Origin of the sequence: Flammeovirga sp. SubArs3 (assembly GCF_947387565.1) — a bacterium.
GTDB classification, from domain to species: domain Bacteria; phylum Bacteroidota; class Bacteroidia; order Cytophagales; family Flammeovirgaceae; genus Flammeovirga; species Flammeovirga agarivorans.
In genome coordinates this window covers 394450-408222 of record NZ_CANDOA010000005.1, presented here as the reverse complement: position 1 = coordinate 408222, position 13773 = coordinate 394450, and the positions used below count along the sequence as shown (strand labels likewise).

15 protein-coding genes are annotated in these 13773 nt (G+C 32.7%); 14 read left to right on the top strand and 1 reads right to left on the bottom strand.

What is annotated here, in order from left to right:
* Nucleotides 1-212: 212 nt before the first annotated feature.
* The gene (locus tag QL232_RS16360; RefSeq protein ID WP_281614933.1) at nt 213-830 is read left to right on the top strand and encodes a helix-turn-helix transcriptional regulator; all 618 of its coding nucleotides are present in this window, start codon (nt 213-215) and stop codon (nt 828-830) included.
* 1 nt (nt 831) lies between these two features.
* On the opposite strand, the gene QL232_RS16355 is transcribed toward QL232_RS16360, so the two are convergent.
* Nucleotides 832-1779: a hypothetical protein gene (locus QL232_RS16355; RefSeq protein ID WP_281614932.1), complete on the bottom strand. Its 948-nt coding sequence runs from the start codon at nt 1777-1779 to the stop codon at nt 832-834.
* Nucleotides 1780-2208: 429 nt separating this feature from the next.
* Here QL232_RS16355 and QL232_RS16350 point away from each other — a divergent pair, with 429 nt between their 5' ends.
* The 13 genes from QL232_RS16350 (at nt 2209) to QL232_RS16290 (ending at nt 13620) form a co-directional block, all read left to right on the top strand.
* The gene (locus QL232_RS16350) at nt 2209-2712 is read left to right on the top strand and encodes a hypothetical protein (RefSeq protein ID WP_281614931.1); all 504 of its coding nucleotides are present in this window, start codon (nt 2209-2211) and stop codon (nt 2710-2712) included.
* 57 nt (nt 2713-2769) lie between these two features.
* Complete coding sequence (locus QL232_RS16345; RefSeq protein ID WP_281614930.1) at nt 2770-3468, top strand: YafY family protein; 699 nt, start codon at nt 2770-2772, stop codon at nt 3466-3468.
* Nucleotides 3469-3537: 69 nt separating this feature from the next.
* Nucleotides 3538-4593, top strand: coding sequence for a hypothetical protein (locus tag QL232_RS16340; RefSeq protein WP_281614929.1), 1056 nt, complete (start codon nt 3538-3540; stop codon nt 4591-4593).
* Nucleotides 4594-4715: 122 nt separating this feature from the next.
* Nucleotides 4716-5483 (top strand): hypothetical protein, encoded by a 768-nt coding sequence (locus tag QL232_RS16335; RefSeq protein ID WP_281614928.1) that lies wholly within the window; start codon nt 4716-4718, stop codon nt 5481-5483.
* Nucleotides 5483-6070, top strand: coding sequence for a potassium channel family protein (locus QL232_RS16330; protein ID WP_281614927.1), 588 nt, complete (start codon nt 5483-5485; stop codon nt 6068-6070). The genes QL232_RS16335 and QL232_RS16330 overlap by 1 nt, the downstream gene beginning before the upstream one ends.
* A gap of 197 nt (nt 6071-6267) precedes the next feature.
* Nucleotides 6268-7086 (top strand): oxidoreductase, encoded by an 819-nt coding sequence (locus tag QL232_RS16325; protein ID WP_281614926.1) that lies wholly within the window; start codon nt 6268-6270, stop codon nt 7084-7086.
* Between the two features lie 8 nt (nt 7087-7094).
* Complete coding sequence (locus QL232_RS16320) at nt 7095-7586, top strand: hypothetical protein (protein ID WP_281614925.1); 492 nt, start codon at nt 7095-7097, stop codon at nt 7584-7586.
* A gap of 12 nt (nt 7587-7598) precedes the next feature.
* A complete protein-coding gene (locus tag QL232_RS16315) occupies nt 7599-8513 on the top strand; it encodes a helix-turn-helix domain-containing protein (RefSeq protein WP_281614924.1) in 915 nt (304 codons plus the stop codon).
* Nucleotides 8514-8593: 80 nt separating this feature from the next.
* The gene (locus QL232_RS16310) at nt 8594-9091 is read left to right on the top strand and encodes a hypothetical protein (RefSeq protein WP_281614923.1); all 498 of its coding nucleotides are present in this window, start codon (nt 8594-8596) and stop codon (nt 9089-9091) included.
* Nucleotides 9092-9134: 43 nt separating this feature from the next.
* Entirely contained in the window at nt 9135-9737 is a 603-nt protein-coding gene (locus QL232_RS16305; protein ID WP_281614922.1) for a hypothetical protein, read from the top strand.
* A gap of 512 nt (nt 9738-10249) precedes the next feature.
* Nucleotides 10250-11737, top strand: a complete 1488-nt coding sequence (locus QL232_RS16300) for an arylsulfatase (protein WP_281614921.1) — start codon at nt 10250-10252, stop codon at nt 11735-11737.
* Between the two features lie 18 nt (nt 11738-11755).
* The gene (locus QL232_RS16295) at nt 11756-13171 is read left to right on the top strand and encodes a sulfatase (protein WP_281614920.1); all 1416 of its coding nucleotides are present in this window, start codon (nt 11756-11758) and stop codon (nt 13169-13171) included.
* A 131-nt stretch (nt 13172-13302) separates the two neighbouring features.
* Nucleotides 13303-13620 carry a hypothetical protein gene (locus QL232_RS16290; protein ID WP_281614919.1) on the top strand — a complete coding sequence of 106 codons (318 nt, stop codon included), beginning with the start codon at nt 13303-13305 and terminating at the stop codon, nt 13618-13620.
* Nucleotides 13621-13773: the final 153 nt, after the last annotated feature.

Here is a 13773-nt window from a genome sequence, read left to right as displayed (position 1 = left end):
AAAAAAGTGACGTTTACTTATCATGTTACTTAATATTTGTTTGTTCTATAGATTAATAAATTCACTAGAAACAATGTTACATTTGAAGTGTGATTTTTGAGGATTTTTTACAAAATAGGTAAAACATTCTTCATTCTGCTGTCGTAATCTATGTCATTAAGTACTGTTTATGGTGACTTAATCGACAAACATATATAAAGGAATAAAAAGTAATGAAGTCTAACATTAAGTTGAGACCTATTCCATCTATCTTGGAATTTAATGCTACTCTAGAAAGTTTCACGATTGAAACTTACAAGCATTTTCTTTTTGAAAGATTAGTAAATGTATCCCTAATCGATATGGATACTGAACATCTTAAAATTGACCTGAAGTATAATACCATTAGGGTAAATGAGTTTATTGATGACAATAACAAACAACAAACATCATTACCTATATCATTTAAAATTAAAACGTTCAAAGACGATATCATATTCTATACCTTTTGGGTAAAGGATCGAGTGAGACACGAGATAAATATTATCGCTTTCCCTGCTCATGATCATCAAGAGATGAAACTCTTTAAATTGTACCATGAGATGTATTCTATTTATGTATCACAAAAACAAAAATACAATACACTGAGTAGAAGAGAGAAAGAAATAGCTTCTTATATAAGCCAAGGTTTATCCAATAAGGAAATTGCGGAACTGTTATTTTTGAGTGCTCATACTATCAAAAATCACAAGAATAACATTATGCATAAACTTGAGGTTAATACTTCTTTTTCACTTTTGAAAACAGTTTATGCCTATGAGTTTTTCACAAGAGAATTAGTGATGAACTGAGTTATTCTGCCCTTTCACAAACATGTAGATAGCGAGTAAATTTCACCTTACCTATTTTATCAATAGTACATTTATCAATTGTTTTTAGCCCTGCTTTCTGAATAAATTCATCAATGTTAGTGATGGATATGATAACTACTCTAGGTGCTTTTAATGCAGTGGCCTCTATGATATTAAATGCAATTTCGTCTGAAGAGGCAGAATAAAGATTATAGGGGAGATCTATAATGGCGGCATCATATGTCTTGTCTAAATCTTTGATATCACAGTTGTATATATTTGTAGTGTACTGATAATGCTCAAGGTTTTTCTGGGTATGATTACTCGCTTTCCAATTGATATCACAACCTTCTATATTAAAACCTGAAAAACAGCCTTCCAACAAAACAGTGCCTACACCACAACAAGCATCGATAATTGCTTTTGATTTATCTCCCTTAGAAGCAATATTCACAAGTGCTTTAGCGGTATTAATACTTAAAGAATTACTAAAAGAACAAGGTTTTTGATTGTGTTTCTGCCATTCAGCATCATCTCTGATTACAGTTCCAAAATACCAATAGCCTTCAAAGAAGCACAAACCATAAGTGACAGTGGGGTTGTAATAATCAGGTTCTCCTTCGATGCGGTATCCTATGTCTCTTAATTGCCCCAAACGTTCTTTATAACCTATGGTGTCACCTTCGAGCATAATATATTCTGCCTTGAAACCCTCTACCTTAATTTCCATCTTTTCAACCTTATCAATAAGATCTTGGTAGTTATTGGAAGAATATAAAATATCCATTCTTTTTTTAATAAATGGACTGCTAGACGGGACTATTTCGATATCTGAGAAATGCATTTTTCCTGCAACATCTTCATTAAAAAGTTGTCTCGATTCCAATTTACTTAACTCACTTTCATTAGAATTGAAATTGATAATATATAAATATTGCTGTTGCTGCATTTCTTTATCTGATCAAGTAAACAAGCTATAAATGAAAGCCTGTATTACCTTATTTTTATGATTATTAACTCAATGGTTTCGATGGATAGATAAGCGTGAAGCTATCTACCATAATACCGCGATGCAATAATACAATTAGATTTCTAAATTCTATCAACTGATAGAAAAGTATATTTCCTAACATTAATGAAAACAGTAAAACATGATTTCCTACTTCTATAAATAGGCAAAGAATTTAAGGTATTATCTTCTTCATTATTATTCACATATATTACTATTAATGAGCAAACTAAAAATTGTTGAAGGAAGTTAATATTAGGTAGATCTATTTTTTTAGTTAACCTTGTTGTTAACACTTTTCATGGTATTGAGTATTCCATTTTTAGAACTTATAGATACATGAAAAGATTTTTTTAATCGGATACATTCATGAGGATCAGATTACTTTTATTACTATTCTTATTTAGCGGTTTTACCCTTTTTGCACAGCAATGTCCTAACCCTTATAAACAGTTTCAGAAAAATGAAAAAAAGCTGACTGTAGATTTTGGCTTGATTGCAGGAGTGTCACCGTATAGTATTAATTATTATGATCAATATGGCGACTTTGTTTATACTGGCTCAGATGTCACCTACAATATTGGAGCTATAATGACTATCAACCGTTTTACCGTTTCTTTTAGTAAGTCATTTGCTAAAAAAGAACATGATATCTCAGGTCGAGACATTATCATTAACGATTATATGTTGCTGACCATAGGGTATGATTTTTTTATTGAAGACATCTACTTAAGTCCATATATGGGATATTCCTCTAAATGGGTTGTTGGGTCTCATATTGGTTATAAAAAAGGTAAGATGACGTATTTTGTAGATATCAATTCACAAATGAGTATTAACTTAGGAGTGAAAATGAAACTCTTCGTACAATAAAATATGTTTTTTTACATCAATTGGGGAGAGGATATACAAGGAACTTATCTTTAATCGATGGAAGAAAAACCAAGGCTGGCAAGACTAACAGCTATTATCACACAATTACAATCAAAGAAGATTGTAACAGCCAATTATTTAGCAGAAAAACATGGTGTTAGTATCCGAACGATTTATAGAGATATAAGGACGTTGGAACAATCAGGTATTCCCATTAATACTGAGGAAGGTAAAGGATATTCTATTATGGAAGGTTATCATCTACCTCCAGTTTTATTCTCTGAAGAAGAAGCCAATGCATTGATTACGATCGAGCAATTAGTACTTAAAAATAAAGATGAATCATTGGTAAAGAATGTATCTAGTGCAATAGATAAGATTAAATCGATTCTCAAGTACTCCCAAAAGGGCAACGCCGACTTACTATCAGAAAGAGTATATTTTGGAGGCAATAATAAAGAGGAAAAAACGAGTGATAATTTAATGGAATTACAATCAGCAATTATCCATTTTCAATTGCTAGAAATTAGCTACCTTTCGTCTCAAAATCAAGTAACTAAAAGAACGATTGAACCATTTGCAATATATAGTACTAACGGAAACTTCTTACTTGTAGCGTATTGTCGTTTAAGAAATGATTTTCGGATTTTCAGGATAGATTATATCCAATCGATAATTGCATTACAGGAAAAATTCACTCCACATAATTTGACCATCAAAGAGTTTTTTGAACAGTATATCAAGGATAAAAATTAGAAATTTATTTTTTTATTGTTAGACATTTTAGTTTACGTTTGTATTCAAAATTACTCCTCTCGATTTACTATGAAAAATCACCTGTTAACTGTACTGGTACTCTTAGCTTCAATCACTTTAACTAAAGCTCAACTTCCGTCTGGCGGTGGAGACAGAATCAAAGAAGATTTTAAATTTATTCCATTACCATATCTTGATTTTAATAAATCGTATGGTTGGACAATAGGAGCATTCCCTATGGCGATGTATAACCCTTCCAAGAAAGACACAATTTCACCATCTTCTGTAGGTGGACTAGGGGTGATGTATTCTGAAAATGGTACTTGGTATGGAATGGGTTTTGGTATGAATTACCTCAATGAAGACCAATGGAGACTTACTTATGCATTAGGTTTTGGGAACGATAATTTCCAATTCTATGCAAATAACCCTATCAATAGGTGGATACCTTATACCACCCAATCTGATTTCATATACCTTGATGTAAAAAAGAGAGTATGGTCGGATCTATTTTTTGGTGCAAACTATTTATATTCCCGACTCAAAACCACTACTGAATATGACGTACTGGAATCTGAAAACACTCTAAATGGCGTTGGCTTAGAAGCTACTTTTGATAGACGCTCAAATGTTACCTATCCAAGAAGTGGTTACCAAGCCACTATCTATTACATTTCTTATCCAAAAGCATTTAATGATATTGTTTCCAATCAGATCATTATCGATTACAATCATTACTTTTCAACTAGGCAGGAGAAAGATGTCATTGCATTACGTTTCCATTCTGGTTTAGCGATTGGGCAGATTGATTTTAACCAGCAGTTTATTGTTGGAGAAACAGATATCAGAGGGTATTCAAAAGGACAATACCGAGGCAACTACCTTTTGGCAATCCAAGGGGAATATCGTTATAATTTTCATGATCGTTTAGGTCTTGTAGGTTTTATTGGCCTTGCTACAGTTTTTGAATCAAGCAATCCTAGTAATGATGGGGAATTACTACCGGGTATAGGTACAGGTTTCAGATATACGTATATGAAAGATACCCACTCCAATGTAGGTTTTGATGTAGGCTTCGGAAAAGACGATTGGAGTTTTAGCTTGATGTTCTCGGAGGCGTTTTAGATATGGTCTTTAGGCGGTAATACTTGGCCTTTCTAAGGTAATCTGTTTTATCAATTTACTGTTAAATAGAGATACAATAAGTTATCATTTAAGGTATTTCTATCTACAAAAAGTAAATAAAAATGAGTAAAATTTCCAGACAGATATGGGAGATCAATCAAATTAAAAACAATCCCATATTAGCAATATTACTAACAGTTCTAGGGTTTCTTCCAAAGTCATGGCTCGTGTTTATAGCCAAAATAGTTTGGATTATTTGCCTTCTATTAGGTGGCTTTATATGGTTAGCGGCATCCTTTATATTAATATCTTATAATCCATATACAAGTATTGCCTTTGTCATTTTCTTAGTATCTATATGGAAAAATAGTTATCATTTGATGGGGTTATCAGCAGTAACTTGTATTGGTATATTGGTTATAACAGCATCACCTGTTGAGCATACAAATAATCAATCTAGAAATGATGATCAGAAAGTTTTTCCAAGTTATATAAAAGGAGTTGATTCTGTAAAAGTCAAAATATCTCATTCGACAAGAATAAAAACATACCACCCCAAAAAGGAAACTTTTCAAGTAGGTTTAAGTGGGTATGGTCAAACGGATATTAATATGGATTCATCTGTAAATGGAAAATTCTTTTTTGAAAAAGGATATGTTTATTTTCCAGAATACACGAAGACAGATACTACTGAAATAGGAAGTCAAGGTCTATATGTGGAATGTGAATGGTATGGGCATGGATTTTCAGGAAAATCTGTTCATGGTCAATTAATGCATGATAATAACATAAAAGATTGGCTTTCAGAAGAGTCTAAGATAAGATTAGTTCGAAAAAGAAAACTTACTAAAGCAGAATTAAAAGAGAAGGAACTCAATAAAACTATATAATGAAACGATTAACTACAGTCCTAACAATTATTAGCCTAATCTCTATTGTTGTAGAAACCTATATAAGTTCTCCTATACTTGATTATTTAGAATGGATTTGTGTCTTTATATTTTCAATAGAGATAATAATTGATGCAAGAAATAAAAAGTTCTCTTGGATCAATATTATTTCGGTAGCACCATTTTTGTTTGGTCTAGGCGATTTCAGGTTTGTCAGAATCCTAAGAGTTTCGAAGTTATTTAGAGTATTAAAACTAGAGCGAGTATCTAAAAGCTTTCAACTTATCGGAAGAGTTTTTAATGCTAAAAAAGATGAATTAATCGCAACCGGAATATTGGGAGTTATTTTAGTCTACATTTGCTCAGTACTTATGTATCATATTGAGCCAGAAACATTTGGGACAATGGGAGACGCTTTCTATTATAGTTGTATGACATTAAGTACTATTGGTTATGGAGATATTTCTCCAGTAACTGAAGCGGGGAAAATTTTTGCTTGCATTCAAAGTATTCTTGGACTAGGAATGTTTGGCCTTCCTGCTGGATTACTTGGTAGTGGTTTTATGGATGAATTAGAAAAAAAATAGGAGACTCTATTTATCTTATTTTAATATTTATGATTTTTCCTTAGATGGATAAAATATAAGACTTTCAATATATAATTCTACTCTCCGTCACTCCCAAGTAAAAAGTATACAATTATCCGAAATTTGAATACAATTGTTTTTGGTAGTGTGAATAAATTTGTGATATAAATAAAAGACAATCAAAGTTTTATAATATCATGAGTAGAGTAGCATTAATTACGGGAGCATCATCAGGTATGGGTAAATCGACTGCCAACATCTTGAAATCACAAGGGTATATTGTCTATGGTGCAGCCAGAAGATTGGATCAGATGAAAGACCTAGAAGATGCAGGAATGTCAATTATTTCTTTGGATTTAACCAATGATGCTTCTATTGTTGATTGTGTAAATGCAATCATCGAAAAAGAAGATAGGATTGATATCTTGATCAATAATGCAGGCTATGGATCTTATGGTGCGGTAGAAGATGTACCCATCGAAGAAGCAAAAAGACAATTTGAAGTGAATATGTTTGGATTGGCTCGTATTACTCAACTGGTATTACCTCATATGAGAGAGCATCACTATGGAAGGATTGTCAATATATCTTCTATGGGAGGTAAAATATATACTCCACTTGGAGCATGGTATCATGCAACTAAACATGCTGTTGAAGGATGGAGCGATTGTTTACGATTGGAGGTAAAACCTTTTGGAATTGATGTAGTGGTAGTCGAGCCAGGAGGAATCAAAACATCATGGGGGACAATCGCTGCAGATAACCTGAAAAAGACTTCAGGAAAAGGTGCTTATGCTCAATTTGCCAATAAGGTAGCAGATGGAATGAAAGAAACCTACACAAACGATAGTCTAACGCATGTAGATGTACTTGGTGGTGTTATCGCAAAAGCTGCGACGATTGAAAAACCAAAAACTAGATATGTAAAAGGATATATGGCTAAACCAGCTATTGCCATTAGAAAATGGTTCGGAGACAATATCTATGATAAAATGATAATGAGTCAGTTTAAATAAAATGATCTATGGATTTTATTACATATGCAAATAATTGGGCAAAAGCTGAAGTAACACAAGGGAAAGTCATGATTGGTATTGGCTTTCTCATTTTTGCCGTACTCGTGATGATCTTGAAAAGCGACAATCAATTGTTGAAAGGAAGTAGTATTCCACTGGGGTTACTGATCACTATTTTAATAGGTTATGGTGGGTATATTATTTATAGTAGGCCTGCTCATGTGGAGAAAAGTGTTCAATTGTATAATGAATCTAATCAAGAAGGGATTAAAGCAGAAATTACCAAACATACCAACGATAATAAAGCAGGGAAAACGCTAATAAAATATGTGTATCCAGGATTGATGCTTCTATCTATTATTGGTTTGGTACTTAGTCAAACTCCTTACTACAAAGGTGTCGCTCTGGGTATTATTATTTTATCGGTAGCCACTTATATCATGGATAGTGGTTTTGTGAAAAGATCAGATGATTTCTTAATTTTCTTGGAGCAACTTTAATTATGTGAAGAGATGAAAGATATCCTAAAAATAAATTCAATACATGAGATCCATGAATTCTTAGGTTTCGAAAAGCCTAAACATCCCTTGGTTTCTGTACTTCGTTTGGGTGATAAACTTCAAAAATTAGAAGTAGATAACATCAAATACGCTATCGATCTCTTTCAGATTAGCTTAAAGGATAATTGTGTGTTTACTATTCAGAATTATGGACGAAACTCTTATGATTATCAGGAAGGAACGATGATCTTCACCGCTCCAAATCAAATTCTTGAATTCAAAAAAAATCAAACGGTAAAGGAAGACAAAGGGTGGACGTTATGTTTTCATCCCGACCTCATAAGAAAATCGGAATTGGGAAAAAGAATAGAAGACTTCTCATTTTTCTCTTATGCTATTAATGAGGCACTTCACCTCTCTGATGACGAAAGAGAAACAGTCACAGATATTATTCATAAGATTGAAAATGAACTTAGAAATAATATTGATGCTCATAGTCAGACTTTAATTATCAGTAATATCGAACTTTTATTGAATTATTGTGTGAGATTTTATGATCGTCAGTTCTATACTCGATCGAATTTAAATCAGGATACCGTAGCAGATTTTCAAACTTTTTTAAAGCAATATTATAAAGATGAAAAACAGCTGGAATTAGGCATACCTTCTGTACAATATTGTGGAGAACAAATGAACTTATCACCAAAATACCTAAGTGATTTATTAAAAAAGGAGACCGGCCAAAGTACTCAAGATCATATTCATCATTTCATTATAGAAAAAGCAAAAAACAGGTTATTAAACTCTAAGGATAGTGCTTCTGAAATTGCCTATTCTTTAGGCTTTGAATACCCTCAATATTTCAGCAAGATCTTTAAAAAGAAGACGTCAATGAGCCCAAATGAATACCGTCAAATGGTCAATTAATTGAACTATTTTCTGCTTTTGTGATGTATAATTGCAACTAATTCAAATGTTTAGTGTCAAGAATAATAAACAAAAAGCACATGTTACGTTTATCTCTCTTCTTAATTGCACTTCAATGGAGTGTTCACAGTTCTGCTCAAAGTAATCTCCAAACCATAGATGGGGTAATGACAGAATTACTTACACAAATATCTCTCAAAAAAGGAGATAAAATGGATACAGCCGCGGTAAGAAATTTATTTATACCCACAGCTCAGTTAACTATTTTGATGAATGAAACCGATTCAGCATATGCTGAAACGGTCACTTTAAATGATTTCCTAGAACTGATTACAGATCCTTATTACGAAGAAGGGTATTCTGAAAAAGAAATTTACCGGGTAATTGATCAATACAACGGCATGGCTCAGGTATTTCAGAGTTTTAAAGCCAAAGATTCTGAAGGAGAAAGTGGTAGGGGAATTACAAGCTATCAATTGGTACAAATGGAAAACCGATGGTGGATTGTAAATATTCTCTGGACCAACGAGGTAGAAGGAATGCCATTACCCAAAAAGTACCTCAAAGGAAAACAATAACTGGCTTTTCTTGTTACTTTTTGTAAAAAACACATCTATACGAATGATTGTCGAAGGGAAAAAGTTCTTTATGCGTTGCGATCCAGTTTTACAAAAGATCATACCAATAGTAAATGATCCAATAATTTGTACGACAAATAATGTATTTAATGATTTACTAAGTTGTGTCATCGAACAACAGATTCATTATAGAAGTACAAAAAAGCAGTTTAAAAAGTTATTAGATAAAGCGAATTTACAAGAACTCACTCCTGAAAACTTTTCCGTTTTTGAAGATAAGGCTTTGAAAGATGCCAAATTATCTGAACGTAAATTTTCCACTATTGCTAACGTAATTGAGTTTTGGAATGAAAATAATATTCCTTGGCATCAGTGCTCTGAAGAAGAAGTAGTACATGAACTTTCAAAAATTAAAGGAATAGGAAAATGGTCTATTGATATGATTTTATTGTATACACTCAATAGACCAAATATCTTTTCATTAGACGACTTTCATATCAAACAAATCATGACGTCCCTTTTTCAATTGGATCCTAAATCTCGTTTGAAAGCACAAATGAAAGCTATTATTGATCATTGGCATCCTCATCAGTCTACAGCCTTTTTATATCTCTTAGAATGGAAAAAAGCGAATAAAGAGTTATAGACTAATTGAAGTTCTAGATAAGGTATTTCCCACCAAGATTCCTGCTCCCATGGTTACTTCTATTTGTTTAAGTGATTAAAAGGAATCAATTACTGATTAATTACCTTACAAAGGTCTTTCATTTGCTCACCAAACATTTAGAGAAAATCGTCAAGGTGTTATAGCTTATCGTCAATAGTGATCTATTGTATTTAAATTGTTATTAGTGCGTTTGAATGGAAAATTGTTATTTAAATTTTGGAACTTCAATTTAGAATAAAGTGAAAAACACTATTGATTATTTATGTTATTTCATCGAAATTTTATCATAAAGTTGATCATTTTTGGTTATTGAAACTTTAAAAATCACTATTTTTGATGATGTTATAATATTGATAATTAGGCATTTATAGTTTATTGATTAATTAACCCCCTCAATCTAGTTAAAGTGTAACCTATACAACTTTAAACATTTATCTATCTTTAGATAAGCAAAAGTTAATTTATTCATAAACTCGAATATTTTTTTATATATGAAAAAGTTAGTCCTATCAATTATAGTAGGCTTCTTTCTTTTTTCTTGTGCCCCTAAAACAAAAAAGGCCGTAGTAAAAGAAGGGACGTTGAAAAAGCCTAACATTATCTTTATCCTTGCCGATGATGCAGGATGGGGTGATTTTAGCTGCTATGGTCAAGAAAAATTTACTACTCCTAACATTGATGCTTTAGCAAGTTCTGGAATTAGATTTACAGATCATTATGCAGGTAGCAGTGTGTGTGCTCCTTCAAGGTCTGCATTACTAACGGGACAACATACAGGTCATACACCTATAAGAGGAAACAAAGAAGTAATGCCCGAAGGACAAATTCCAATTCCAGCAGATGTATACTCTTTACCTAAGATGTTAAAACAAGAAGGATATACTACCGGTATGTTTGGAAAATGGGGATTAGGTTATCCAGAATCTGAGGGAGCACCTAATGTTCAAGGTTTCGATGAGTTCTATGGTTACAATTGCCAAAGGTTAGCACATACTTATTATCCTTTATACTTAAGACATAATGGGGTAAAAGTTCCGTTACCTGAAAATGAAAAAGGTCAAAATACTTATACACATCATTTAATTCATCAAGAAGCAATGGCTTTCATCGAGGATAATAAAGATAATCCATTCTTCTTATATTTACCTTATACTATTCCACATGCTGAGATGACTGTGGAAGAGGATTCAATTTTCAAGAAATACAAAGAGATTTATCCACAAGGAAAGCCTTTCGTTCATAAGAAGAATCACGATCCAAGTTTGTCACATGAAGATAGGTTTTATGGAGGTGTTTATGCTGATCAAGCGTATCCTAGAGCAGCATTTGCTACAATGATGCATCACTTAGATAATTCTGTAGGAGATGTTATGAGCAAACTTAAGGAATTGGGGATTGATGAAAATACCATTGTTATTTTTAGCTCGGATAATGGCCCTCATAAAGAAGGAGGGGCAGACCCTTACTACTTTAATTCTTTTGGACCTTTTAAAGGAGTAAAAAGAGACTTATATGAAGGTGGCATCAGAGTACCTTACATTGTTTCATGGCCTGGTAAAATTAAGCCTAATTCTACTTCATCTCATCCTTCAGCATTCTGGGATTTATTACCTACTGTAGCAGATATTCTAGACATTGAAGTACCTAAATCTGTAGAAATTGATGGAATATCATTCTTACCTACTTTAGAAGGACAAGGTAAAAAACAGAAGAAACATGACTACTTGTATTGGGAATTTCATGAAGCAGGTGGCAGAAGAGCCGTTAGAATTGGTGATTGGAAAGCAGTACAATACCGTTTAAATAAGCCAAACAAATCTAAAATTGAGGTTTATAATTTAAAAGAGGATCCTAAAGAATCGAATAATCTAGCGGATCAAAAACCAGAGATTGTACAAAAAGCAAAAGAAATATTTGCTACTGCTCGTACTTCTTCTGCAGTATTTCCTTTTCAAGGTGAAAAACTCAAAGGGATTTAATAAACCTAATAACAGACAATGAAATATTTATTACTTGTTATTCCATTTATACTTTCGAGTGTAAATGGAATAGCGAAACAAGACCCGCAAAAACCAAATATTATCGTATTTTTTGTAGACGATATGGGTTGGAAAGATCTTGCCATTATGGGCTCAGATTATCATGAAACACCAAATATAGATGCATTAGCCAATGAAGGAATGACATTCTATAATGCATATTCTGCAGGACCTAACTGTGCTCCATCTAGGGCATGTTTAATGTCTGGGCAATACACACCAAGGCATGGTAAAATTGCAGTTTGGAACTCTAAGCGAGGTATTGAAGAGCAAATGCGTTTAGAGCCGGTACCTGATAAAGGTCTACCTTTAGATAACTACACCTTAGCAGAGGCATTAAGAGATGGAGGTTACAAAACAGGTCTTTTTGGGAAATGGCATATTGCAGGTACCCCAGCATTACAAGGTTTTGATGTTGATCATGAGACTGATGCCGGGGAAATAAAATTTAAACAAACAAACGATCCTAAAGATATCTTTAAATTGACTGAGGAGGCCTGTGATTTTATGGAAGAAAATAAGAAGAATCCATTTTTCTTATTCTTATCCCATCATACTGTTCATACAAAATGGGAAGCTCGTCAGGAAATGATTGATTACTTTGAAGAGAAACCAAAAGGAAAGATTCATAAAAGTGCCAAGTATGCTGCTATGGTAAAACATACAGATGATAGTATGGGAATGATTATGAAGAAACTAAAAGATCTGAAACTTGATAAAAATACAATTGTAATTTTCACATCAGACAATGGTGCTATTGGAAAAGTAAAACAAACACCACTTAGAGGATCTAAAGGGATGTTATACGAAGGAGGAATCAAAGTGCCATTTATTGTTTGGAATCCGACTAATATTAAAGCAGGTTCAAAATCCTATGAGAGAACAATCAATGTGGATCTTTATCCTACTTTCCTTGATTATGCGAATATTACTCCAAAGGAAGATAAAATACTTGATGGTGCCAGTCTAAAAGGATTGACTTTTGGTAAAACAAAAGAACTGCCTTCAAGATCTTTGTTCTATCATTATCCGAATTATTTAAATGGTTCGAAAGCTAGAGGAGCAAGAGATGAATATTTTAGAAATCGCCCTGTTACTGTAGTTATCAAAGACAACTGGAAATTGCTGTTCTTCCATGAAGAATATGTATTGGACGGGGGTATAGCTAAAATTGATAAAAATAATATGGTGGAATTATACAATCTAAACGATGATCCATCAGAGTCCAAAGATGTTGCTTTGGACAACAAAGAAATTAGAGATGCGTTGGTGAACGAACTTCAAGAATGGATGAAAGCAACAGATGCTAAATTGGCAATGAAGCCGACACCTGAAAATTATCGTCCTGTTTACAAGCGAAATAAATCACACTAATTTCTAGACAATTGAGAGACGACTGACAATAAAGGATTAATAAATTATGCGAATATTTTATTAATCCTTTTTTATGTGTGATACATTATAAAATACTATTCAAACAAACATAACTTTCTAATCATCTAATTATGAAAAAATTATTATTCTCAGTGTGTGTAATCATTACTGTCTCAGCTTTGGGCTATGTAGGAAATTTACGTTGGTTTCAATGTAAATATTGTGCAATAATAGTTCGTAAATCTTCTTACCCTGTTAGAACAGAATGTCCCAATAAAGAAGGCGAACGCCACTATTGGAAAAATCTAGGCGAGGTGGGAGAAATATATTATAAGTGTGATAGCTGTGGTACGGTTCTTCAGACTAAATCTAAACCATTATCAGGCATTTGTATTAAACAAGACGGCAATTACCATAAATGGAAGAGAGAGTATAGAGATTTCAACTAACGATTCCATATCATCTATAGATGAAAAAAGCATGTAGAAATTGTTATCTATTAATTACTACATGCTTTATTTTTTTATACAAAATTTATACTCAATTGTTAAAATTAATCTTTTAAAAAGCATCCTAAAATTTAATGGTGCCTGATGATCAAG

Coding starts and splice junctions, on each gene's coding strand:
- QL232_RS16310 (WP_281614923.1), top strand. CDS start 8,594: ATGTTACGTTTATCTCTCTTCTTAATTGCACTTCAATGGAGTGTTCAC.
- QL232_RS16320 (WP_281614925.1), top strand. CDS start 7,095: ATGGATTTTATTACATATGCAAATAATTGGGCAAAAGCTGAAGTAACA.
- QL232_RS16325 (WP_281614926.1), top strand. CDS start 6,268: ATGAGTAGAGTAGCATTAATTACGGGAGCATCATCAGGTATGGGTAAA.
- QL232_RS16345 (WP_281614930.1), top strand. CDS start 2,770: ATGGAAGAAAAACCAAGGCTGGCAAGACTAACAGCTATTATCACACAA.
- QL232_RS16350 (WP_281614931.1), top strand. CDS start 2,209: ATGAGGATCAGATTACTTTTATTACTATTCTTATTTAGCGGTTTTACC.
- QL232_RS16330 (WP_281614927.1), top strand. CDS start 5,483: ATGAAACGATTAACTACAGTCCTAACAATTATTAGCCTAATCTCTATT.
- QL232_RS16355 (WP_281614932.1), bottom strand. CDS start 1,779: ATGCAGCAACAGCAATATTTATATATTATCAATTTCAATTCTAATGAA.
- QL232_RS16305 (WP_281614922.1), top strand. CDS start 9,135: ATGATTGTCGAAGGGAAAAAGTTCTTTATGCGTTGCGATCCAGTTTTA.
- QL232_RS16295 (WP_281614920.1), top strand. CDS start 11,756: ATGAAATATTTATTACTTGTTATTCCATTTATACTTTCGAGTGTAAAT.
- QL232_RS16290 (WP_281614919.1), top strand. CDS start 13,303: ATGAAAAAATTATTATTCTCAGTGTGTGTAATCATTACTGTCTCAGCT.
- QL232_RS16335 (WP_281614928.1), top strand. CDS start 4,716: ATGAGTAAAATTTCCAGACAGATATGGGAGATCAATCAAATTAAAAAC.
- QL232_RS16360 (WP_281614933.1), top strand. CDS start 213: ATGAAGTCTAACATTAAGTTGAGACCTATTCCATCTATCTTGGAATTT.
- QL232_RS16315 (WP_281614924.1), top strand. CDS start 7,599: ATGAAAGATATCCTAAAAATAAATTCAATACATGAGATCCATGAATTC.
- QL232_RS16340 (WP_281614929.1), top strand. CDS start 3,538: ATGAAAAATCACCTGTTAACTGTACTGGTACTCTTAGCTTCAATCACT.
- QL232_RS16300 (WP_281614921.1), top strand. CDS start 10,250: ATGAAAAAGTTAGTCCTATCAATTATAGTAGGCTTCTTTCTTTTTTCT.